At 62.7% G+C, this 23,490-nt stretch carries 21 protein-coding genes; 13 read left to right on the top strand and 8 right to left on the bottom strand.

The window, feature by feature from the left end:
* Positions 1-164 precede the first annotated feature (164 nt).
* Complete coding sequence (locus VGN46_RS00505; protein WP_331639483.1) at positions 165-1,565, top strand: right-handed parallel beta-helix repeat-containing protein; 1,401 nt, start codon at positions 165-167, stop codon at positions 1,563-1,565.
* 10 nt (positions 1,566-1,575) lie between these two features.
* Here the strand turns inward: VGN46_RS00505 and galE are convergent, their stop codons facing one another.
* Positions 1,576-2,553, bottom strand: coding sequence for a UDP-glucose 4-epimerase GalE (gene galE, locus VGN46_RS00510; RefSeq protein WP_331639485.1), 978 nt, complete (start codon positions 2,551-2,553; stop codon positions 1,576-1,578).
* A gap of 71 nt (positions 2,554-2,624) precedes the next feature.
* Positions 2,625-4,082: an undecaprenyl-phosphate glucose phosphotransferase gene (locus VGN46_RS00515; protein WP_331639487.1), complete on the bottom strand. Its 1,458-nt coding sequence runs from the start codon at positions 4,080-4,082 to the stop codon at positions 2,625-2,627.
* Between the two features lie 412 nt (positions 4,083-4,494).
* Between VGN46_RS00515 and VGN46_RS00520 the strand changes: the two genes are divergently transcribed.
* The 3 genes from VGN46_RS00520 (at position 4,495) to VGN46_RS00530 (ending at position 7,456) form a co-directional block, all read left to right on the top strand.
* On the top strand, positions 4,495-4,833 hold the full coding sequence (locus tag VGN46_RS00520; RefSeq protein ID WP_331639489.1) for a hypothetical protein: 339 nt from the start codon (positions 4,495-4,497) through the stop codon (positions 4,831-4,833).
* A gap of 125 nt (positions 4,834-4,958) precedes the next feature.
* Complete coding sequence (locus tag VGN46_RS00525) at positions 4,959-6,074, top strand: polysaccharide biosynthesis/export family protein (protein ID WP_331639490.1); 1,116 nt, start codon at positions 4,959-4,961, stop codon at positions 6,072-6,074.
* Between the two features lie 44 nt (positions 6,075-6,118).
* On the top strand, positions 6,119-7,456 hold the full coding sequence (locus VGN46_RS00530; RefSeq protein ID WP_331639492.1) for a UDP-glucose/GDP-mannose dehydrogenase family protein: 1,338 nt from the start codon (positions 6,119-6,121) through the stop codon (positions 7,454-7,456).
* 77 nt (positions 7,457-7,533) lie between these two features.
* Here the strand turns inward: VGN46_RS00530 and VGN46_RS00535 are convergent, their stop codons facing one another.
* The 4 genes from VGN46_RS00535 to VGN46_RS00550 form a co-directional block, all read right to left on the bottom strand.
* Positions 7,534-9,693, bottom strand: coding sequence for a YjbH domain-containing protein (locus VGN46_RS00535; RefSeq protein WP_331639494.1), 2,160 nt, complete (start codon positions 9,691-9,693; stop codon positions 7,534-7,536).
* 98 nt (positions 9,694-9,791) lie between these two features.
* Positions 9,792-10,583, bottom strand: a complete 792-nt coding sequence (locus VGN46_RS00540; RefSeq protein WP_331639496.1) for a capsule biosynthesis GfcC family protein — start codon at positions 10,581-10,583, stop codon at positions 9,792-9,794.
* The gene (locus tag VGN46_RS00545) at positions 10,580-11,155 is read right to left on the bottom strand and encodes a YjbF family lipoprotein (RefSeq protein WP_331639498.1); all 576 of its coding nucleotides are present in this window, start codon (positions 11,153-11,155) and stop codon (positions 10,580-10,582) included. The genes VGN46_RS00540 and VGN46_RS00545 overlap by 4 nt, the downstream gene beginning before the upstream one ends.
* Positions 11,156-11,449: 294 nt before the next feature.
* The gene (locus tag VGN46_RS00550; protein WP_331639500.1) at positions 11,450-11,887 is read right to left on the bottom strand and encodes a low molecular weight protein-tyrosine-phosphatase; all 438 of its coding nucleotides are present in this window, start codon (positions 11,885-11,887) and stop codon (positions 11,450-11,452) included.
* A gap of 82 nt (positions 11,888-11,969) precedes the next feature.
* Here VGN46_RS00550 and VGN46_RS00555 point away from each other — a divergent pair, with 82 nt between their 5' ends.
* The 6 genes from VGN46_RS00555 (at position 11,970) to VGN46_RS00580 (ending at position 19,284) form a co-directional block, all read left to right on the top strand.
* The gene (locus VGN46_RS00555; protein ID WP_331639502.1) at positions 11,970-12,575 is read left to right on the top strand and encodes a phosphatase PAP2 family protein; all 606 of its coding nucleotides are present in this window, start codon (positions 11,970-11,972) and stop codon (positions 12,573-12,575) included.
* A 130-nt stretch (positions 12,576-12,705) separates the two neighbouring features.
* Positions 12,706-13,212, top strand: a complete 507-nt coding sequence (locus tag VGN46_RS00560; protein WP_331639504.1) for a sigma-70 family RNA polymerase sigma factor — start codon at positions 12,706-12,708, stop codon at positions 13,210-13,212.
* Complete coding sequence (locus tag VGN46_RS00565) at positions 13,205-14,344, top strand: FecR family protein (RefSeq protein WP_331639506.1); 1,140 nt, start codon at positions 13,205-13,207, stop codon at positions 14,342-14,344. Before VGN46_RS00560 ends, VGN46_RS00565 begins: the two co-directional genes overlap by 8 nt.
* A gap of 101 nt (positions 14,345-14,445) precedes the next feature.
* Positions 14,446-16,932, top strand: coding sequence for a TonB-dependent receptor (locus VGN46_RS00570; protein WP_331639508.1), 2,487 nt, complete (start codon positions 14,446-14,448; stop codon positions 16,930-16,932).
* Between the two features lie 11 nt (positions 16,933-16,943).
* Positions 16,944-18,182: a histidine-type phosphatase gene (locus tag VGN46_RS00575; RefSeq protein ID WP_331639510.1), complete on the top strand. Its 1,239-nt coding sequence runs from the start codon at positions 16,944-16,946 to the stop codon at positions 18,180-18,182.
* Positions 18,183-18,288: 106 nt separating this feature from the next.
* On the top strand, positions 18,289-19,284 hold the full coding sequence (locus tag VGN46_RS00580; protein WP_331639512.1) for an alpha/beta hydrolase: 996 nt from the start codon (positions 18,289-18,291) through the stop codon (positions 19,282-19,284).
* Positions 19,285-19,337: 53 nt separating this feature from the next.
* On the opposite strand, the gene VGN46_RS00585 is transcribed toward VGN46_RS00580, so the two are convergent.
* The gene (locus VGN46_RS00585) at positions 19,338-20,756 is read right to left on the bottom strand and encodes a sugar porter family MFS transporter (RefSeq protein WP_331639514.1); all 1,419 of its coding nucleotides are present in this window, start codon (positions 20,754-20,756) and stop codon (positions 19,338-19,340) included.
* A gap of 124 nt (positions 20,757-20,880) precedes the next feature.
* On the opposite strand from VGN46_RS00585, the gene yidA reads away from it, so the two are divergent.
* A complete protein-coding gene (gene yidA, locus VGN46_RS00590; RefSeq protein WP_331639516.1) occupies positions 20,881-21,711 on the top strand; it encodes a sugar-phosphatase in 831 nt (276 codons plus the stop codon).
* 12 nt (positions 21,712-21,723) lie between these two features.
* Here yidA and VGN46_RS00595 read toward each other — a convergent pair whose 3' ends face one another.
* Positions 21,724-22,278 (bottom strand): hypothetical protein, encoded by a 555-nt coding sequence (locus VGN46_RS00595; protein ID WP_331639518.1) that lies wholly within the window; start codon positions 22,276-22,278, stop codon positions 21,724-21,726.
* A gap of 130 nt (positions 22,279-22,408) precedes the next feature.
* On the opposite strand from VGN46_RS00595, the gene VGN46_RS00600 reads away from it, so the two are divergent.
* Both VGN46_RS00600 and VGN46_RS00605 read left to right on the top strand, forming a co-directional pair.
* Entirely contained in the window at positions 22,409-23,011 is a 603-nt protein-coding gene (locus VGN46_RS00600) for a TetR/AcrR family transcriptional regulator (protein ID WP_331639520.1), read from the top strand.
* 111 nt (positions 23,012-23,122) lie between these two features.
* A complete protein-coding gene (locus tag VGN46_RS00605; protein ID WP_331639522.1) occupies positions 23,123-23,434 on the top strand; it encodes a hypothetical protein in 312 nt (103 codons plus the stop codon).
* Positions 23,435-23,490 lie beyond the last annotated feature (56 nt).

The following is a 23,490-nucleotide window of genomic DNA, read 5'->3' on the forward strand; positions in this document are numbered from 1 at the left end:
TGATGCGGTGGTGGATCGCGCGCAAGCGCGCTCCTACAAGTGCTGAGTGGAGGTGATGTGTGCTTCGGCGGACTTTTTTGCGCCATACGGCGCTAGCTCTTGGGATGCTTGCCGCGCTTCCGTTCGCGCGAGTGCGGGCTGCCGCTGGCGGGAAGACGTGGTATGTGGACAGTCACGGCGGGGATGACGCTCACGCCGGCGGCAGTGAGGCGCAGGCGTTTCGCAGTCTTGATCGGCTGAACAGGCAAACCTTCGGGCCTGGTGACCGCATTCTGTTCAAGCGCGGTGGCGACTATCCGGGTGCCTTCCTTCCCAAGGGTTCCGGCAGCGCCGGTGCGCCGATCGTCGTGGATGCCTATGGCCAGGGTGCGTTGCCGCACCTGCATGCCGACGGCGAGGCCCCTTCCACCATACGTCTGCAAAACATCGAGTACTGGACGCTCCGTAACCTCGAGGTATCGAACCAGGGGCCCCAGCCTGCGGCGAAGCGTACGGGCGTGCATCTGTTCCACCAGGACTACGGCGTCGCCCACGGCATCACCGTGCAAGGCCTTCACGTGCGCGACGTGAACGGCGTACCGGTGAAGAAGAACGGGGGCGGCAGCGGTATCCTGGTCGAGGCGCAGGGGAAGAGCCGACCGACACGCTACGACGGCCTCGTCATCACCGATAACGTACTGACGAACACCCAGCGCGACGGCATCCTCTTCCTCGGCGCAGGCAATCGGCAGGGTGGCCTGGCCAGGGGCGTGATCGTGCGCGGTAATCACCTTACCGGCGTGCCAGGTGACGGTATCCTGGTCCGCGGTTGTGATGGCGCCATCGTCGAGCACAACACGATCAGCAAGTGCGGCCCCCTGCCCCGTGGCGAAGCGGCAGCGGGCATCTGGCCGTTCGATTGCGATAACACGACGGTCCAGTACAACGAGGTCAGCGACCACAAGGCGTACACCGATGGCCAGGCCTACGATTCCGATTTCCGCTGCCGGAATACGCTGATCCAGTACAACTACAGCCACGATAACGTGGGCGGGATGGCCCTGGTCTGCAACGATGGCCGAAGTGGCGGTGACATCGGCAACACCGGCACCGTGGTGCGCTTCAACGTGAGCATCAACGATGCCCTGCGCAAGACGGATAGTGCGAGCCTGCGCATCTCGGGCCCGGTCAGCGGCAGCCAGATCTATAACAACATCATCATTATCCCGGAAAAGCCGATCCCCGGCGCCGAGGTCACCGTCTTCAAGGCCACAAGCTGGAAAGGCGTACCGAGTAGCACGGCGATCCATGACAACATCGTGGTTTCGCCGCAATCACCGGGGATCGATATGCAGGTGGCGACGGCCACCCGGTTAGGGGAAAACCGGATGTTCGCGACCGCCGCCGGCGCCGCGAAAGCCCAGGGCATACAGCCCGGCTCGAGTGCCGACCACGTCATGCTTGATCGCTTCCGCAGCGAGCGGCCGACGCTAGCCCAGGTGAACGCCCTGGTGAAGGCATGCTTCGCCGACGGTAAGCCGGTGCCGAACGCCATGCAGCTGATCGGCCAGCTCACCGCCAGCTAGGCGGGTAGCTTCAGAACTTCGGCTGGAGGTGCCACTGCCACGCCGAAGCGAGGATGTCTTCCATCCGCGCCATCTCCGGCCGCCAGCCGAGCTCGGTGTGCGCCTGCTGGCTGGAAGCGACAAGCACTGCAGGATCGCCCTCACGGCGTTCGGCGAACTCATGCGGCACGGGACGCCCGGTCACCTTTTCCGCTGCCGCGATGACTTCGCGCACGGTGAATCCTTCACCGTTACCCAGGTTGAAGGTGAAGGCGCCCTCGTTGCGCGCCATGTAGTCGATCGCGAGCAAATGAGCAGACGCCAGGTCGTTGACATGGACGTAATCGCGTACGCAGGTGCCATCGCGCGTGTCGTAGTCGCTTCCGAACACTTTCAGCCCCTTGCCATGCCCTAGCACGGCTTTCAGCACATTGGGGATCAAGTGGGTTTCCGGATCGTGCGCTTCACCGATCGAACCGCATGCGGACGCACCGGCGGCATTGAAGTAACGCAAGGCGACGGAGCGCAAGCCATAGGCCTTCGCGGCATCGGCGAGCACCTGCTCAATCATCAGCTTGCTCTGGCCATAGGGATTGATCGGCGTTGTCGGGTGGCTTTCATCGATGGTCGCCGAGACCGGATGGCCAAAGACGGCCGCCGTGGACGAGAACACCAGGCGATCCACGCCCGCGTGGCGCATGGCATCGAGAAGCGCGATGGTGTTGCCCACGTTGTTCTCATAGTACGCATACGGATCGATCACGGATTCGCCGACCAGCGAACGCGCACAGAAGTGCATCACTGCGCCAAACGTGTGATCGGCGAAGACGCGGGCGAGCTTGCCCGCATCGCCGATGTCGCCATGCACGAACGGCGTCCCCGCTGGCACCGACTCACGATGCCCCGTCGAGAGGTTGTCGTAAACGACCACCTCGTGCCCTTTTTCGAGCAGATAGCGCACCATATGCGAGCCCACATAGCCCGCCCCACCACATACCAATATGTTCAAGCAAAAGCCCTTTCTGTAGGAGCGCGCTTGCGCGCGACAGCGCCCACCAGGACGCCCGCCCCGCACAAGCGTTACCGTGATTCCTCAACCGCCGGTTCAATCACCGTCCCTGCCGCAGCAGACGCCGCTGTGACACCGGTCCGCGATGACGACTGGTTCTCGCTATGCACGAAACCCTTGAAGATCGTCAGGAAGATGATCCGCAGGTCGAATGCGAGCGACCAGTGGTTGATGTAGTAGAGATCGTGCTCGATACGCCGTGTCAGGTCCGTATCGCCGCGCCACCCATTCACCTGCGCCCAGCCGGTGATGCCGGCCTTCACAAGGTGCTTGTGCATATACCCATCGATCTCGCCCTTGAACTGCTCCACGAACATGGGACGTTCAGGGCGGGGACCGACAATCGACATGTCTCCCCGCAATACATTCAGGAACTGCGGAAGCTCATCGAGACTGGTCTGGCGGATGAATTTGCCGAATCGGGTAGTGGTCTTGTTCTGTGCACCGCCCCATGCGACCGTCCCGCTCTTTTCCATATCCACGGGCATCGAGCGGAACTTGAGCATCTCGAAGTCCTTGCCATCCAGGCCAATGCGGCGCTGGCGATAAAGCACCGGCCCCGGGCTGGAGAGCTTCACGCCGAGCGCGAGTGCCAGCATGATCGGCGAAATCATCAGCAGGATCGCGCCTGCCAACAGACGATCCTCGATATTCTTCACAAGCCAGGCCTGGCCCTCGAGCGGGCTTGAACGCAAGGTCACGATAGGCACACCACCGCAATCTTCCATCTGGTGATTGATGAGCTGGCGACCCAGGAGGTCGGGCACGAACTTCACGGTCACCACGTGCTGCTCCATGCGGTCCATCGCGTATGTAATCGCGCGATTCGCACTCACGGGCAAGGCGATGAGCACTTCATCCCACTCGCCGCGGAGCAGGATGTCCTCCAGCTCCAGCAGCGAGCCTGCCTTTGGCACGCCATCAGGCACCGCGTGGTCGTAGCTCGTTTTCACATAGGCGGTGATATCCATGCCCAGGGCCGGATTCGCACGGACCTGCTCGAGCATGTGCAATCCTGAATCGGTCGCCCCGACAAGCAGGCAACGCGCGATGCCTTCGCCACGCGTACGCAACCGACGCAACGCAACAAGCGCGATGAGTCTCACCAACGCAAAGCCGATGAGACCCAGCGGAAGTGTCAGCAACACCCAGCCACGCGAGAATGCGTCGCCGATCTTCAGTAGGTAGCCCATCACCATAAGTCCCGCGAACGCGATGGTCCACGATGATGCGATGCGCAAGAATTGACTGATCGGACGCTCACCAAGTGGCTGTTCGTAGACGCGGAACACCATCGAAGCGACTAATGTGAACAACACAAGAATGACCATGGCGGCGGCATAGGTACTGTCCATCGCCTCGCCCTGAAAGCGAGCCAGATAGGCCAGGTGAGCCGCCGTGACCGCACTCATCAGGTCACCTACACGTAGCTCCAGATCAACTAAAGCGTTGATTTTTTTCAGTTGCATGACAAGTACCTTCTGCCAAAAGACACTGCCGGCCACGCCGACGCGCCAAGGTACGTGCCCCCTGTAGAACCAGCGAGTCTCCATCCAGGAGCTCGAATCGGTTCAACACGCTATTACCCGAATCCGCGGAGCACCGGATTCAGTTAGCTCACCACTCTCGCAGCACAGCGATATGAGTAGATGCTGCATCGCCACGAAATTCACGGCAACGAGGCATGCGCTAAAACCTGACACGTTTCACAGAAACACTTGCTGAACTTTGACGTTCAGCGGAATGACTTGCTTGTTGCCATGTTGATAGCAGTGAATGTACGTGCGTAGTCGACTGCACACATGCATACATGAACGCACTTGCGTTCCAAATGACGCGCATACTTTCATTCAGTCATTCATACATCGCAGGAGATCAGACATGAAACGTCTGCTAATCGCATGCGCCATCTTCGCCGTTGCAGCACCGCTGTGGGCCCAGACCCAGCGCGAAGCCACGCAACCCACCGCACAGCCAGCAAACACCGAAAACGCGCCTGCGCAGGGCGCACGCATCGCTACGCCCGCACAAGCACGCCAGGCATCGCAAGGCGCCGTCGCTCCCGCACGCGTGGGCGCAGGCACCGCGGCCATGGCGGCCGCTACCGGCGCAACCGCTAATTCCGCCACCGGCACCGGTAATGACGGCACGGGTGGAACAGGCGGTACGGGTGGTACCGGCGGCACGGGTGGCACCGGCGGAACGGGTGGCACGCACTAAAATGGTGCTGTGTTCATAAATGGACGTCCAGACGTCCGATGCGTTCCCGATCAGTTAATGCTGGGTCGGTTTAAGTAGTGGGCCGTCCGATTCCGGGCCGTCGCTTTCCAAGGAATCCGCGCACGATGAAGTTCCTGCCGACCCTCGGTCTGGCCGGATGCTGCATGTTCTTGCATGCATGCGTCCTGGCCCCCGGCCAGCACATGAACACGTTCGAGCTGAACGACAAGAAGACCGCCACGGGCGCGCGTTATCAGCTCGTCCCCATCACCCCGAAGCTCATCGCGATGGACAAGGCCTCGGCCACACCCGCCAGCCTTGATCCCGCCCTTACCGCGTACAAGCCGGACGACTACCACATCGGCGCCGGTGACTCGCTCTACATCACCGTGTGGGAGCACCCGGAACTGACGTCCCCCGCAGGCTCGCAACAGCAGACGGCCGCCAATGGCCGTCTCGTGCGTCCTGATGGCACCCTGTTCTATCCCTACGTCGGCCAGATCAACGCAGCCGGTCTTACGATCGAGCAACTGCGTACCGAGATCTCGAACCGCTTGACCAAGTACATCGCCAAGCCGCAGGTCGATATCAGCATCGTCGGTTTCGCCAGCCAGCGCGTGACGATGGGCGGCGCGTTCACCAATACGACGCCGCAGAACATCACCGTCGCGCCGCTCACGCTTTCACAGGCCGTCGGCTCGGCGGGAGTCAACGCCTCGATCGCCGATCTGTCCAATGTCGTGCTGCGCCGTGATAACCACGAATACCATCTCGACCTGGACAAGCTCTCACACACGCTTCAGGGCGGCCAGGACATCTTCCTGAAGGGCGGTGACACCGTCTATCTGCCGTACAACGATAACCACGAGGTGTATGTGCTTGGCGAGGTGCTCCGCCCACAGGCCATCTCGTTCAAGACCAGCGATCTCAACCTCACCCAGGCCCTCGGCCGTTCGGGTGGCCTGAACCAGACCAGCGCGCGCGGCAAGTCCGTCTACGTGATCCGTGGCGTGGAAAACATGGAAAAGGCGCCCGCCACCATCTTCCAGCTCGACAACAACTCGCCGTCCGCGTTTGCCGTGGCCAGCCAGTTCGCGGTCGAACCCGGCGATGTGATCTATGTCGGCCCTGCCGGCATCACCCGCTGGAACCGTTTCATCAGCCAGCTACTCCCCCTCTCGGGCCTGATCAGCAACGCGGCCACCGCCCAGTACAACCTGGATCGCGACAGTCAGCTTTGATGGACAACGCTGGAGACGTTTTTCCCGTACTACAGGCGACATGAATGAAGGTCACAATCTTTGGTACCGGTTATGTAGGTCTTGTCACCGGCGCCTGTCTCGCGGAAATGGGCAACCACGTCGTCTGCGTAGACATCGACGAAGCCAAGGTAGAGGGCCTCAGGAAGGGCATCATCCCCATCTATGAACCCGGCCTCGAGCCGATCGTCAAGCGCAACTACGCCGCCGGGCAGCTCGATTTCACCACCGATCCCGCGCCGGCGATCGCGCATGGCGAGATCATCTTCATTGCCGTGGGTACGCCACCCGATGAAGACGGGAGCGCCGATCTCAAATACGTACTAAGCGTCGCGCGTACGATCGGCGAACATCTCAATCGCTACGCGGTGGTGGTGAACAAGTCGACCGTACCCGTAGGTACGGCCGACAAGGTCCGCGCTGCAGTGGCTGAGGTACTCAATAGCCGCGACACGGGGGTCGACTTCGACGTGGTATCGAACCCCGAATTCCTGAAGGAAGGCGACGCCGTCGAGGATTGCCTGCGACCCGACCGCATCGTGGTCGGTGCCTCCAGCGAACGCGCCGTAGGCAGGCTGCGCAAGCTCTATGCGCCATTCAACCGCAATCATGATCGTATGGTCGTGATGGATGAGCGCTCCGCCGAACTGACCAAGTACGCCGCCAATGCCATGCTGGCGACCAAGATCAGCTTCATGAACGAGATCGCGAACATCGCCGAGCGTGTAGGGGCGGACGTGGAGCTCGTCCGCCAGGGCATCGGTTCCGATCCCCGCATCGGCTATCACTTCATCTACCCCGGTGCAGGTTACGGCGGCTCGTGCTTCCCGAAAGACGTGCAGGCGCTCGAAAGGATCGCGCGGGCTCACGACTACGATGCGCGCCTGCTGGCCATGGTCGAAGCGGTGAACCACGCGCAGAAGACCCGGCTCTTCGCACAGATCGTCCGCCATTTCGACGGTGCCATCGCCGGCAAGACCATCGCCTTGTGGGGCCTGGCCTTCAAGCCGAACACCGATGACATGCGCGAAGCACCGAGCCGCCGCCTGATCGAGGCGCTGTGGGAAGCAGGCGCGAAGGTCCGCGCGTATGACCCCGAAGCCCGCGAAGAAACAGCCCGCATCTATGGCGAGCGCGACGACCTGGTGCTCTGCGCCAAACCTTACGACGCGCTTGAAGGTGCCGATGTACTGGCCCTGGTGACCGAGTGGAAAGCCTTTCGCGCGCCGGATTTCAGCCGGATCAAGGCGATGCTAAAAGAACCCGCGATCTTCGACGGGCGCAATCTCTATGACCCACAGGTCGTCGAAGAAGCCGGCCTCGCCTACTACGGCATCGGCCGCGGCCGATCCCTGCAAAAATAACCCACCCTGTAGGAGCGCGCTTGCGCGCGATGGGTGCTTGCGACAAGCCCATCGCGCGCAAGCGTGCTCCTACAGGGTTACTGGGTGATTTTTCCGAGATTCTGATCGAACTGGTTGGTGTCGAGGTCGTTGGTGATCGTATACAGCGTATAGCGCTTGTTGAGGCGGGCACCGCCATCACGCACCAGCGGCTGCCACATCAGCGTGGCCCGGTTGCGTGAGGAATTCGGCAACAAGGCATCGAACGGAATCGACACATAGATGCCCTTGTCGAAGCTACCTTCGCCATAGCCAGAGTTGCCCGACTTGTCGGTCACCGTGAAATACGCACCCATGCGGGTACCGTTCGCGAACTGGCGGGACACATCGACGGTGGTACCCCAATCCCCCGCCAGGTAACGGCCGACGCTAACGGCGAGCGTCACGTTGTGAAAGCCCGTGTCGAGGTAGCCGGTCGCCTGCCCCGTGATCACATGGTATTTGCGCAGCGAGAAGTCCTGGTCGAAGCCGCGCTGCTTCACCCAGTTGATATCACCGCCGAAGGCCCAGTGTTCGCCAAACGGTCGATACAACACCTCGCCCCCCACACCCGCATACATGCTCTCGAGCATGCCGGCGTAAGCCATGCCATACAGATCCTCACCTAGCTTCTTCGTACCGGTGAGCTGGAAGTTCGGCATGGTGATATCCGAGCTGGTGATGTATTTGCGTACGTCGGTACGCACGCGCGGCAGGTTGCTTGGCGCGTCATAGCGGAACTTGTCGTAGTTATTGGCGATGTTCACTGCCAGTACGCCATCGAGCCACAAGTGGCGGCTGAAATTGAATGTGCCATAGCCCGCGCCATACACCTGGTAAAGCACAAACGCATCGGGACCACCGACGTTCTGCTGATACCCGATCGAGGTGCCGCCGGTGAAGCGCTTCAGCGGTGCGTTGTAAAGCACCTCTTCCTCGCGTGCGGTCACCGGACCCTGCTCGACGCTACGCCGGAACGTGGGCAGGTCGATCTGATGGTCAAGGAGTTCGATAAAGCGGGGCCGGTGCACGCTGCTTTCTACCGTATCCAGGCCGTTGCGCTGGCTGGTCACGGTCACCCAATCGATGCTGTTATCTACGCGGTTATCGACGATGCGCGTGGCCCGGCCGGCGGCCTCCGCCGTGTAAAAGAAGCGCTCCTGCTCACCCTGGATCACCAGTTCCGAGCCACGCTGGCGGATGCTACTGACATTAATGCCGGCATTCGCGCGCAACGTCTTCGCCACCTGGGGCCAATCAACCTGTGCGGGCGGCTTGCGCTCGGGCGCCGTGTCGGCCGGGGACGCCGTCGTGGCCAGCGGAGTCGATGCGATATCACCCGCCACCTTTCCGGTGCCCTGCGTCGGCCCGCTGGGCATCGTCGTCACCGGTGTACTGGTGAACGAGACCGGTTCCGGTGGCGGATCGAACGACTTCTCCGGCCCCACATGGGTCGCGAGATTCGCGTGCAGGTTCAGTGCCGCGGTGGCCACGTTACCTCGTTCGTAACCCAGGGTAAGGTCCACGTTCCTGTTCACACGGAACACGGCACCCAGGTTCACCGGCCAGCGCTGCGGCTGGTTGTTGTTCTGCGGTTGATGCTTGTAGTCATTGCCATCCAGCTCGGCCTTGAGCACCAGCCAATCCCACGGCGAGTGATACTCCACGCCACCGAAGATGCCTGGACGACCGCGCAGAAACTTGTTGATACTCAGCGCACCGGTCGCGCCGGTGCCACTGGCGGGGCGCGTATTGAAGCGGTCGCTGATAATCGACAGCGGATTCGAGATGTCGCCACGGTTGCCGATGTAACCCCAGGCCATGCCCAGGCTGACATCGAAGCGCCCCGCCCGCTTGCTTGCCACGAGGAATTCGCTGGAGAACAGGCCCGTACCGCCAATGTCGCGCACGCCAAATGCCACGGCTGGCGTCCAGCGGGTTTCCTGGAACAGGCGGGCCTTCACGTCGATCGATTTGTCCTTGTACGTCTGGCTGCCGCTCAGCGAGCGCGGGCCATACAGGCGGTTGCTCACATTGGTATAGCGGAAGCTGCCCTCCAGCCACGGAATCGGCTGCATCGAGACGTTGTAGTTGGTATAGGGCGTGGTGCGGCTCAGCACGAAGCTGAATTCGCCCTCCTGGGCCATGCGCGCCGTGGGTGTCTGCATCAGGCCCACGCCACCGAAATCACTCTGCGTGTAGTACTCCTGCGCGTGCACACTCGCGATGCCACCAGCCCAGAGAACAAGTCCGGCGCAGCACCCGCGCCCGGCGGCCTGGCGAAAGGTCAGTCGCCGCCGACGTGATCCGCCCCGCATCAAGGCGCATTCTCCGCGTTGATCAGCTGGGTCGAGAGGAATGCAGCTACGTCTTCGTTGAACTGGCCATCCGTCGACGTCGCGATGCGCTTACGATTGAAAGGCACATAGATCCATGCCCCCGGCGCGAGAATGCGCGGTGGGTCACGATTCCACAGTGCAATATTCTGCGGAAAGACCGTGCCATCAGGTTGGATGACGAAAATCATGTCTGGATCCGCGGCGGCGGACGGTGGGCACTGGGCGAGATACCGTCGCGCATCCTGCAGACCGACCTGAGGCACGCTACAAGGCTTCGCCACGGCGCCCACGATACGGATGTCGGCGGGGCGGCGCGGGTAATACAGCGCATCACCCTCCTCGATCGGCCAGTTATCGGATGGGGACACTTCCAGACGGTCGGGATCCAGCACCACACTGGTGCGACGCCCGGTCACCGGGAGCTCCCTCAGCCACGACTGGAAGGCAGCCGCCGCGAGACCAAGCGGTGCGTTACCATCGGTGAGCGCACCCATGCGAATCACACCCAGCTCGAAGACCACACCCGCCTTCAGTCGTATCTGGTCCTCCTTCAGCGAGGGACGCAGCCATGCCGCGCCGGCCATATAGGCCTCGGGACGGACCTTCGCGGCGAGCGCCACGCTCGACAACCGGGTGCCGGACGGATAGACGGCTGAGGCGCCCTGGCGAACTTCACCGGATGCACTCGCAGACATCCCGCCCTGTTGCGCCATAGCGACATTCACGGCCACGAGGACCATGAACCCCGCCAGCCACACGCGCCGCCTCACGAGTGTTTCTCCGCGTAAGGCCGCAGCTGGATCAGTTCCAGCGCGAAACCAGGTGCCACGTATTGCCGACTCTTCCAGATGAAACCATCACTGGGATCGACCCAGTAGCGGTTGGTGAAGCTGCCCGCGGGACCACTGAGGTGCTCATCGTAGCGGCGTAATGCGTGATGGGTGCCAAGGATCGTGATGTCGTCTATGGCGCCTGGCGTCAGCGTCGCCTGCATGACCACGCCGTATCGGTACCCGGGTGACCAATCCATCGTGCGCGTATAAGTCAACGGTGCTGTGACGTGCTGCAGCCCGCGAATGAAGGGGTTATCGCTACCGCTCAGTGCCGTCGCATCGAGGTTTTCCGGCAGGCCGACCGTCTTGATCAGCATGCCGTCACGCGTGAAGACAATGTCATCGCCCCGCCCGTACCAGCCAAGCCGACCGTCTTCGACCTTGCCGAGAACGAGGATAGCCTCGCCCTCCGGACCATTCGCCTGAAGTTGGTAATACGGTGAAGCCGCCACCGATTCTGCCGTGGGATGCACGGTTTCTCCGTGCACGGCGAGACGGATGGCTTCCACGCTGCCACTCGATACCGGCGAACACGCAGCTAGCGCGATAAGCACCAGGGCGAAGCCAGCGAGGGCAAAGAGGTGTAGCGCGCCGAGCGCGCGTTGTCGGGCATCAGGCCAAGGCAAAATCAGCGGTGGTCCGGCAAGTGGAAATGTAGGGCCTTGTCAACGTCGTGAGACGGAAGGCCCGCATTGGACTGCACTGACTGAAAGGGGGCGATGCCCGCCTTTCACACTCGGCACGTCTTACCGACAGTACACGAGCTAACCGGACTGAAAACTGACTGGCGTCGCGTCTTACGACTAGAGATACTTCATCCAGCTGTTTACGCTGTTATCGATAAGCGTATAGACATGTTCGAAAGCGGGCCGGCTTTGCCGGAAAGGATCCGGGATATCCTGGCCCACCAGCCAACGATCCAGCAGGAACACCTTCCCGCTGGCCTCGGGCGCCATCCGTGTAATGGAACCAACATGGTCCCGCTCCATTGCCAGCACCAGATCGGCGCTGCGCAGGAGTGAACGGTCCAGCTGGCGTGCGCGATGCGCACTGCCATCGATACCATGCTCGCGCAGAAGCTCCAGCGCGGAGGCATCGATGGGGTGACCCGTCAGCGCGCCAAGGCCAGCACTGGAGACCTGTATCTTGCTGCCCTCACCCAGCCGGTGTCGGAACAGGTACTCGGCCGTCGGGCTGCGGCAGATGTTGCCGATACAGGTAATGAGGATCTTTTGGAACATGTGGCGCGACACTCCCGAACATCTGACAACGAGGCACGATGCGAAACGCCACCATGATAACCACGATGATTGACGCCTTGTGATGTGGCAAGCCATTACCCGTTTTGGCGACAGCGCGTTGCTGCTGCCTCTTATCGCGTGGATCGCATTCGTGCTGGTGGTCGAGCGCGACCGACGCGAAGCGCTGCGTTGGGGCCTCGCCGCCATCGCGTGTGGAGGGCTGGTCGCCTTCTCCAAGTTACTGTTCATGGCCTGGGGTATCGGTCCACCTGGCCTGGATTACACCGGGCTCAGCGGGCATACCGCGCTGTCGGTACTCACATGGCCTAGCCTGGCCGCCTTGTTGGTTCGACATATCCGCCCACCCATTAGCTGGATGGCTGTGGCAGCCGGCGCAGCCTTAGGTATCGCCGTGGGTGTATCGCGCCTCGCACTGGAAGTGCATAGCGTCTCAGAAGTCATCATGGGAGCAACGCTCGGCGCGATCATTGCGACCTGGTTCATTCACGGGCTGCGCCGATCCGCCGGAGCGCCAGCGCGGAAGCCGTGGTTGCTCGGCGGGGGTGCCCTCCTCGCCGGAGTGATCTTTTATGGGCAGGTGTTTCCTTCGCAGCACCTGCTTAAGGACATCGCCATCTGGGTGAGTGGGCATTCGCACGTATTCACGCGACGGCCCTTTGTGCATTGAGCGCCGAACGAACCCTGGAATCGCGCGCCGCCGGTAGCTGATCAAGACGCGTAACACCAGCGTCATATACCCCGCCTAGCATCCGCCCCTTTCGGCCCTGCCGCACTTGCGGTCGCCCCAAGGGACCCTGATGTCCGATCCCGCCGCCGGCCTGGCTCATGTCCTGCTTGAACAGGATGGCTTGCTACAGCGTTACATCCACCGCCGTGCCGGGCATGCCTGGGATGCGCAGGATATGGTCCAGGAAACGTACCTGAGGCTGCTATCGGCGGACCCGGATTCGATTCGCAACCCCGAGGCTTACCTTTTCACGGTGGCGACCAACCTGCTCCGCCAGCGTGCCGGTGGCAGGCAGGCGGGTGGCCGGGAGGACGGCGGGCTCGATGAGGTGCTCGATCGGTTGGTTACACCGTGCGAAGCAGCTGCGGGCGTTGACCACGAAGTACGCAGCAAGCGCCTGCATGAATTGATGGCGCGCTTGTCGCCGAAGTGTCGCGCGGTGTTGGTGCTGCATTACCGCGATGAGTTGAGCTATCGCGATATCGCCGATCAGCTGGATATTTCGGTGCATATGGTGAAGAAGTACATCGTCAAAGGACTGGCCGCGTGCCGGCAAGGGATGGGGCGTTATGCATGATGAGATCCGCCAGGCGGCGGCACGGCGCATTACCGAGGAAGCCGCGCAGTGGTTGCTGGCCAACCGTGAAGGGTTGGACGAAACGTCGCGCGCGGCGTTCGTTGAGTGGCTGCGCCATTCGCCTTCGCATGTCGGTGAGTACATGGCGATCGTGCAGTGGGACCAGGAAATGCGCGAGGCCGCGGGGCGGGAGCCGCTGGATGCGGCGGGGCTTGTGGCATTGGCGGGGGATGAGCCTGCTGTGGTGGCGTTGCATTCGCGTGGGGAGGGGGTGTTGCGAGCACCTATCGCGCGCGAGCGCGCTCCTGCAAGGGTTGTCACCGGTGCGATGCGGGGGCCGGGGGTGGCTCGGCGATGGGCGGGGGTGGCTGTAGCGGCTTCGGTTGTGCTTGCGGCTGTCGCTGTCTGGCACCGTGGGGACGCGCCTGTGGAAGGTATCGTTTATGCCGCTCCGGTCGATGGGATGCGTAGTCTCCAGTTAGATGACGGGAGCCGTATTCAGCTTGATCGTGGTAGCTCGATCCGGGTAAACCTCGGTGCGACCCGGCGTGATATCGCCGTGCTCGGCGGCACCATGCTCATCGATGTAGGACACGATTCAAGTGCGCCGCTCAATGTGACCCTCGGGCGCACTGTGCTGCGCGACATCGGCACCGTGTTTCAGGTCAGCGCGAAGAAGGACGGCGGCGAAGTCACCGTACTCAGCGGCCGTGTCGATGTCCTCGCCCCTTCCGAGGGCTGGCCCTGGCAGCCAGGCACCACCCGGGCTCCGAGCGTTGTCGCCCGCCTGCAGGGCGGCGAGCGCGCGACGCTGGCCAGCGATGGCAGCCTCTCCCACCTCGCCGCACGCACCGATCTCTCGCAGGATCTCGCGTGGCTTCCCGCGGAAATCGACTTCCACGATGCACCCGTCGCCGACGTGGCCCGGCGCTTCAACGACTATGGCCAGGCACCGCTGCTGATCGAAGACGCTTCGATCGCGGCCACACGCATCAGCGGTCGCTTCCACGCCCGTGATCCGGCCGGCTTCGTCGCCTACCTGCAGACGCTGCCCGGTGTGCAGGTGCACCGCGATGAGGCGGGCGTACACATCGTGCGCAAATCCCCGGCGACCCACACGGTACGGCTGTAAGAAAAAATTCACGGAAAAAGCGGTACCCGAGCGCGGTATCGCTGACTCGTACATGGCATGCGCACTCGCTGCGCCCCGTCTCCCTTCACGAGTCCCACCGCATGCGCACCAAGCTCGCCTTCCACCTTGCCCTGTTGCTCGGCACCCTGCCCTTGTCGGCCATCGCGGCCCAGGCCTCGACCGAAGCACCCATCGCCGCCATGCCGCTCGACCAGGCTCTCGATACCTTCGCCCGCCAGACCGGCCTGCAGGTGGTGTACACCCCCGATGCCGTGCACGCGCTGCGCAGCAAGGCGGTGCCGGCCGGCCTCGAACCGAAGGGCCAGTTGCACACCCTGTTGCAGGGGACTGGCCTGGATTACCAGTTCGTCACCGCCAGCACCGTCACCCTGGTGCCGGCCGCGCATGCCGACAAAAGCACCGCGGCAGCCCGCCGCGCGGAAGCACTCCCGCCCATCGGCGACGCCGACGGCACCCCGCGCGACCTCGCCCCGGTAAGCGTCCAGGCCAACACGGTCGATACGCTCGCGCCTAGCGCGCCGCCGCTCGAGGCAACCCAGCCGACCTCGGTGATCGACGAACGCTTCATCCGTGATGGCCTGCGCTTCAATTCCAACTTCGACGACATCATCAAGTACGCGCCCAGTGTGACGGTCACGTCGCCTGAAGGCCCGGGCATGGGCAAGAACGAAGGCATCAGCATCCGCGGCTTCCAGGATGGCCAGTTCAACATCACTTTCGATGGCATTCCCTTCGGTGACGCCAGCGATTTACACCACACCACCTCGGCGTATTTCACCAACCATGTGCTCGGCCAGGCGGAGATCGACCGCGGCCCGGGCGGCGGCTCGACCATCGGCAACGCGACGTTCGGCGGCACGGTCGGCCTGCGCTCGCGCGATCCAAGCGCGGTGGATGGCATCACCCTCTACACCACGGTCGGCAGCTGGAACACGCTGGCCGGTGGCGTGACCGTGGATGAGACGCTCGGCAATACCCGCGTCTTCGCCGACCTGTCGAAAGAGAAGAGCGACACATACCTGAAGGGCACGGACGATAAGCGCGAACACGCGTTCATCAAGACGATCACCAACCTCTCCCCGAAAACGACACTCACCTTCGTCACCAGCTACAACCGCGAACACCAGAACACCGTGCAAGGTGCGACGAAGCAGGAGATCGATGATTTCGGCTGGCGTTACGGCCTGGGCAACGATCCCAAGCTGCAGAGCTACAAGGGTTACAACAACGCAGCATATTACTCGAGCTTCACGTACGTGGGTCTCGCCACGACCCTGGGTGAGTGGAGCGTCGATAACAAGGCTTACTACAACAGCTTCGACCACTGGGCACGCAAGGCCACCGATGCCTCGGACAACAACCCGGCGGATAACGGCGTCACGTTGTACAACGCGGCCGGCAAGAAGGTCTCGACGCTGAAGAACGATGTTCCGGGCAAGCTCGCCGATTCCGGCTTCCACTCGTTCGGTGATGTGTTGCGCTTTGAACGTGAGCTCGGCCCCGGCCAGCTGCAGACCGGTGCGTGGCTCGAGCGCAGCCAGGATGCGCGTTACCAGTTCCCCCTGGACCTGACCACCGGTGCGAGGACCGGCACCAAGTACGGCTCACAGTACAACTACATCCTGCGTGACCGTACGGATACCTTCCAGCCCTATGTGCAGTACGACTGGGCGATCACCGACGCGCTGACGTTAAGCCCTGGCGTGCGCTACAGCACCGTGACCCGGCAGATGAACGCGCCCATCAGTAAGGAAAACGCGCAGGCATCGCAGTACAACTCCGCCAACTACAACGCTGCCCTGCCCTCACTGAGCCTGCACGATAGCTTCAGCGACCAGTGGACCGGCTATGCGCAGGTGGCCAAGGGCTTCCTCGCCCCGCCGATCGATGTGATCGAGCTGGTCGGCGCGAAGAAGCTCGACCCGGAAACCACCACGAACTACCAGATCGGCACTGCCTTCGCGGATCGTGGGCTCACCTTCGGTGCGGATGTTTACTACATCGACTTCCGCAACTACCTCGCCAGCACGCTGGTGAACACGGCGGAAGGCCAGGAATCGACTTACCTGAATACGGGCGGCGCCATCTACAAGGGCGCGGAAGTGGAAGGCACCTGGGCGATGACACCGACCCTCAGCCTCTACGGCAATGCCACGTACAACAAGGCGACCTACAAGGATACGAGCGCGCAGATCGCGGGCACGCCCAAGGTCACCGCCGCGCTCGGCCTGCTGTATAGCAGCCCGCTTGGCTACTACGGTTCGTTGATGACCAAGTTCATCGGTAAGCAATACGGCAGCGACAACGCCACCGATGATGCCGGCCAGACGGTCTTCGTCAACGACAACCGGCTCGCCGGCTACGTCTCCACCGACGCCGCGCTAGGCTACCGTAGTGCCGATGGCGGCCCGACCGGCAAGGGCTGGTCGGTAAGCATGGACGTCAACAACCTGTTCAACGTCCACAAGTTCATCGGCTACGCTGGCACGCAGAGCGTCAGCGGCGATGCCTTGTACTGGGGCCTGCCGGGGCGTGGCGTGTTCCTTGACCTGTCGTTGAAACTGTAAGGGGCATGGCGATGTCGATGCGTAAGGTGTGGCTATGCGTAGCGCTTGGCCTGGTGGCTCCCGTTGCTGTCGCTTCCGGCCCGGCGGATAAAGAACCCGTGCTGCAGCGGATCATCCTGATGCGCCACGGCATTCGATCGCCGACGAAGGCGCCGGCGGACCTCGCCAAATATGCCGCCGAGCCCTGGCCTGCGTGGCCGGTGGCTCCGGGGCAGCTCACGCCGCATGGCATCGATACGCTGCATTCGCTCGGCAAGCGCATGGGCAAGGACCTGGCAGACGCCGGCTTGCCCAACGATGCGTGCAAAGGCGAGGTGCGGGTCATCGCCGATAGCACCCCGCGCAACCGTGCGAGCGCCGAGGCCCTGCTGGAAGGTCTTTCACCGAAGTGCACGCCGACCTACCAGGCCTTCCCGTCGGGCCAGGACGACCCGTTGTTCCGCGGGACCGGTGGCGGCGATGACGATGACAAGGCTGGGATCGATCCGGCCGCCGTCAGCGAAACGACTCGCCGCACGCTGGCCGAACTCCAGCAGGTGTTGCTCGGCTGCCAGGACGAGGCATGCCTTGCAAAGGCCAGGTCCGAAAGCAAGCAGGTGCTCCTCGGCGACGACATGGCCAAGGCCCTGAAGACCGCGGGCTCGCTTTCCGAAAACATCATGCTGGGCTACGTCCAGGGCATGCCCGCCGCGCAATACGGCTGGGGGCGGCTGGATGCCACGGGCGTTGCCCGGATCATCGGGCTGCACAATGCATCGTTCCAGCTTGCGCACGCCACCCCCGCCGCTTCGCGTGGACGCGGCGGGAACATGTTGGCGCACGTCGTCGCGACACTGGCAGATGCCGCGGGAAATGCTGGCAGCGTGAAGGCGTTGGTGCCCTCGGTTACCCGCGTGCTGGTACTGATCGGACACGACACCGACCTGGCGGCGCAAGCGGGCCTGCTCGGGCTGGATTGGCATGAGGCGACGAAAGCGGACGACTACCCACCCGGCGGTGCGTTGGTCTATGACCTTGTGCAGACTTCCCGTGGAAAGGCCGTCCGCCTTTCCGTGGCGATGCCGACGCTGGCCGCCCTGCGCGCTGGGAACGTAGCGCCCGACAAGGCCATCATCCGCAAAGTGCTGACGCAGCCTGCCTGCGGTGGCCGGACCTTGTGCCCCCTGGATCAGTTCGAGGCTTTGGCTGCCAAGGCGGCGGGAGACGCCTTCACCGACCAGCCCGAGCCGATGGGTTCGATCCAAAAATAAGTCGCGAAAACAAAAAAAGTGCGGAAACCATCTCAATCCCGCACTTCCTTTCAATTCGCGGGAAGGCCACTCAAGGATATTGTCGTCTCCAACCAGGAGATGACCCATGAAGCACCCGGACGACACCAACCCATCGCACGACGCACCCCGCCGCAAGTTCGTCGCCACCGCGGGCCTTGCCGCCGGTGCCATGGTCGCCGCTGGCGGCGCCCTGGCCGCTGAAGGTGCCAAGGGCGCGGCTGCGCCGGCCAAGGGCGGCGCAGGCAAGAAGAACGCCGAGTCGGCGATCTTCACCACCAAGGAAGGCGTGCAGATCTATTACAAGGATTGGGGCACCGGCCAGCCCATCGTCTTCCACCATGGCTGGCCCCTGTCCTCGGACGACTGGGATGCGCAGATGTGGTTCTTCCTTTCCCAGGGATTCCGCGTTATCGCCCATGACCGTCGTGGACATGGCCGTTCGACACAGACCTCGACCGGCAACGACATGGACACGTACGCGTCCGACTTCGCCGAGCTGGTCACCCACCTGGGCCTGAAGAATGCCGTGCACATCGGCCACTCCACCGGTGGTGGTGAAGTCGCGCGCTATGTCGCCCAGCACGGTGAAGGTCGCGTGGCAAAGATGGTGCTCGTCAGTGCCGTGCCGCCGGTGATGGTGAAGTCCGCTTCCAACCCGGGCGGGCTCGATATCTCGGTGTTCGATGGCCTGCGCAAGCAGCTCGCCGCCAACCGCGCGCAGTTCTACCGCGAAGTGCCGATGCCGTTCTACGGCTTCAACCGCCCCGGTGTGAAGACGATCGATGGCGTGGTCGACAACTGGTGGCGCCAGGGCATGAACGGTGGTATCCAGGCCCATTACGACTGCATCAAGGCTTTCTCGGAAACCGACTTCACAGAAGACCTGAAGAAGATCAAGGTACCGACACTCATCCTGCACGGCGATGACGACCAGATCGTCCCCTACCAGGACGCCGGTGTGCTCTCCGCCAAGCTGGTCGCGGGCGCAAAGCTGAAGATCTACAAGGGCTACCCCCACGGCATGCTGACGGTGCATGCCGATGAACTCAACAAGGATATCCTCGAGTTCATCAAGAGCTAAACAAAACGGCCACCAGCGCACGGGCGCTGGTGGCCGTCACGACGCAGGGTTTTTCAGTGTTGTGCCAGCCGCTTCTTCTGGAACGGATAGAAGCGGTGCTCACGCAACTCGTGCTCGATCTCTTCCAGGCTCTTGCCGGCGGTTTCAGGCACCAGGTAATACACGAAGGCCAGCGCGAACACCGAGATCACGGCATACAGCCAGAACGTATGGGTCGCACCGAGCCAGGTGACGAGCGACAGTGTCGTCAGGGTCACGATCAAGTCGAAGGTCCAGTGGCTGAAGGCACCGATACTCGCGCCCTTGCCACGCACGAACAGCGGGTAGACCTCGGAGTTGATCAGCCAGATGCAGATGCCGAAGCTGCCGCAATTCAACATCATGTAGGCCGCCAGGCAACCCACGGTTAGCCAGCGGCTGAAATCGTTCTGCGGACCCGCGCCCTGGAACATGAAGCCCATGACGATCAGGGCGACGATCGAGCCCGGGATCATCCACAGCAGGTAGGTGCGCCGGCCGATCTTGTCGACCAGGAAACTGCCGATCACCGTCATGATGACCAGAAGCACCGTGCTTGCCCCGGTGCCCAACACGGCGGCTTCGTCAGAGAACCCGGCCTTGGTAAGGATCGTGGGTGCGTAATAGATCAGCGCGTTGTTGCCGGTGATCTGCGAGAACATCGAAATGCCCGCGCCGACGATCACCGCGGGCCGGATCCACGGTTTGGCGATGTCCCTCCAGCTGCTCGTCGGCTCCTGTTCCGCAACGGTCTCGATCTCGGCAATCTCGGCGCGCGCCGCAGTGGCACTGCCACGCACGCGCTCCAGCACTTTCATCGCCTCGTCGATGCGCTTTTCCGCCACCAGCCAGCGCGGGCTCTCGGGAAGATAAGCCATGCCACCCAACAGGACGATCGCGGGCACCACGCCCAGGCCAAACATCCAGCGCCAGTGCTCGCCCAGGACAAACCCTGTGAAATAGGCCACCGTGATACCGAACACCACCATGAACTGGAACAGCGTCACCATCTTCCCGCGATGTTTCGACGGCGATACTTCGGCGATGTACACGGGAATGATCTGGGTCGAGCTGCCAGCGGAAAGGCCGAGCAGGAAGCGCGCGGCGATCAGCCAGCCGACAGAAGGTGCGAGTGCCGAGGCAATCGAGCCCACGGCAAACAGCACGCCGACGAAGATCACCATGCGCCGGCGACCTAATTTATCGGAGAACGGACCGGTCGCCAGGCAGCCGAACAACGCGCCGAAGATGATGGCGCCCGTGACCAGCTGTTTCGTGGTGTCATCCAGCGCGAACTGACGACCCAGGCCGAGCAATGCCACGCCGATAACACCCGTGTCGTAACCAAATAACAACCCGCCGAGCGCAGCGATGACTGCGATGCCGACGACCAGACCCGTCTTGGGCGTGGCCTCCGAGGCCTCTGCAACAGAGGAAGACGTCACTGCACTCATGCGGACTCCATCAAATGGGGCATCGGTCGAAAGGTAGCCCCGGGGTTGTAAGGATTTCATGAACGTGACAGTTACATAATGTCGTACAATTCGATCAGTAAAGTAAACCGGTCCCCGCACCCCCATGGAAACCGCACCACGCCGCCCCATTGAGCTCATCGCCATTGATATGGACGGCACGCTCCTCAGCCCTAACCACCTCATTTCTTCCCGTGTCAGAGACGCGATCGGCATGGCCCGGGCACGCGGCGTCCGCGTTGTGCTGGCCAGTGGCCGCCCCGTTTCAGGGTTGCTTCACTACCTGGCCGAGCTGGGTATCCAGGGAAGCAACGATTACTGCATCGCGTTCAATGGCGCGGTAGTCCAGAACATAGGCACTGGCGAGCGCGTGGTCGAGTTCACCCTCGACCTGGATGACTATCTTTATTGCGCGGAGGTCGCCCGCGAGCTCGGCGTGCATTTCCAGGGGCTCGATGGCGAACGGATGTATACCCCCGATCGCGACCTCAGCGTCTATACCGTGGCCGATTCGCACCTGACCCACACCCCGCTCAGCTACCGGCCGGTAACGGACATGCCGCAGGGCCTTCGCTTTCCCAAGCTGATGATGATCGACCAGGCCGAGATCCTCGACGCGGCCATCGCCCGCTTGCCGGCGGACATGTCGACACGCTTTGCCACCTTGAAGAGCTCGGCCACCTTCCTCGACATCTTCGACAAGCGCGCCGGCAAGGGCCCTAGCCTGAAGACCCTGGCCGACCGGCTCGGCATTCATCGGGATAGCGTCATGGCGCTGGGTGACCATGAGAACGATATCGCCATGCTCGAATTCGCCGGCACCAGCGTGGCGATGGGCAACGCCATCCCCGCAGCGAAACGCGCCGCTCGCTACGAGACGGCGACGAATGCGGAAGATGGCGTCGCCCTGGCGATCGAGAAGTTCGTCCTTCAGTAAGCCGGGTTGCGCTTAGCGTGCATCGCCCGCGTAGCCAGCCTTCGCGGGCTTCATGAAGGTCAGTCGCAACGCGGCCAGCAGGAAGTACACGCCACCGAAGGCCGCGTAAGGGGCGAGCTCCGCGATGCTGCGCGGCTCGCCGAACGCCCGGATGCCCATCACCACGCCAGCCAGCGCCGACTGCGCGCCGCTGATCATCATGAAAACCTGGCCGCCGAGCTTCCGGCGCTGAATACCCACGGCCAGCTGCAATACGCCCGACAGCAGGGCCCACACGCCGAAGACAAACAGTGCGCCCTTGTTGCCGGCGACCACCAGCGCGATGACGAGCGCCACGGCGGTCGCCAGGCTAACCGCTGCGTTGAACTGTTGCCCGGGGTTGGCGCGCAGTCCGCCGTTGCGTCGGACATCGATGATGTTGGCCACGGCATCCCACAGGGGGTAGATCACGAGTAGCGTGCCCGCGACGAACGCCGGGACGCCAAGCTGTGAAAGCAGGACGACGAGGGCCACCCAGGCAAAGGCCACGCCGGCGCGGAGGAAGTAGAAGTGACGGAGGGAGTTCATGCGGAAGATAGGTCCTAGTGACGTCCACTCAGCCTACTAGTAGGTAGGTTTTCAGGTCAATCGTCACCGCTATACGCCGTTCAGCTGCGCTTCTTTGAACCATGGCCCTACCTAATGGTAGGCTATACGCATGAGCACCCAGCAAAAACTGATCGATTCGGCGCGCTACCTGATCCAGACCCGCGGCTATAACGGCTTCAGCTACGCCGACGTCGCCGAGGAGGTCCAGGTACGCAAGGCGAGCATCCACCACCACTTTCCGACCAAGGCCGACCTCGCGCTTGCGGTGGTCGAAGAATCGCGGGCCGGCATCCTCGCCCAGACGGAACGCCTCGCGGGCAACGATTTCGATCCCTTGCAGATGCTGCAGTTTTACGTGGGTTACTGGGAGAAATGCATCACTGATGCCACGGCGCCCTTCTGCGTCGCGGGGATGCTTGCCGCTGAACTGCCTTCGTTGCCGGACAACCTGGCGGAGGCCGTGCGAGCGCACTTTCGCGATCTCTCGCGATGGCTTGAAACCATCCTGACCCGCGGCGCGCAGGTCGGTGTCTTCCAGTTACGCGGCGCGGCGAGCGCCGAAACGGAAGCGTTCATTGCGACCGTTTACGGAGCGATGCTGACGGCCCGCGCCTTTGGCGACCCCGCAAAGTTCACGGAAATCGCCAGGGGTGGCGTGCAGCGTCTGGTGAACCAGGACGCGTCGAAGGCTACCAAGACCGCACGCCGGTAAATCATTCACCTGCCCTATCGATCGCATAGTAAGTAACGATTGGATAACAACTGGGGTGCAGCGGATCATGGCGCGGACACCATCTCGGTGTCATGCCCTTGAGCCCGCCCCATGAAGACGATTTCCCTGATTGCCCTGGGCCTGGCCCTCGTCGGAACCGCCACCTGGGCGATGTCGGACACGCACGCGATCGCCACGACCGCGGCGGCCCACCAGGCCGGCACGATCCTGCCGTACGGCGCCGTCAACCATGACGTGCGCGCCGCCGTCGCGACCATTCTCCCCTACGGCGCCATCAGCGCGGGTACGGCCACCCCCGCGGAGGCGGTAACGCCCTACGGTACGATCGGCCACCACACCGGCGCAGGCACTTCGGAAGCGATTCTCCCATACGGCGCGATGGGCCCCCACGCCGCACCATAATATGTAGGAGCGCGCTTGCGCGCGATGGGGGTTACCGCACCCCATCGCGCGCAAGC

This window comes from Luteibacter sp. (assembly GCF_036500425.1).
GTDB lineage: Bacteria > Pseudomonadota > Gammaproteobacteria > Xanthomonadales > Rhodanobacteraceae > Luteibacter.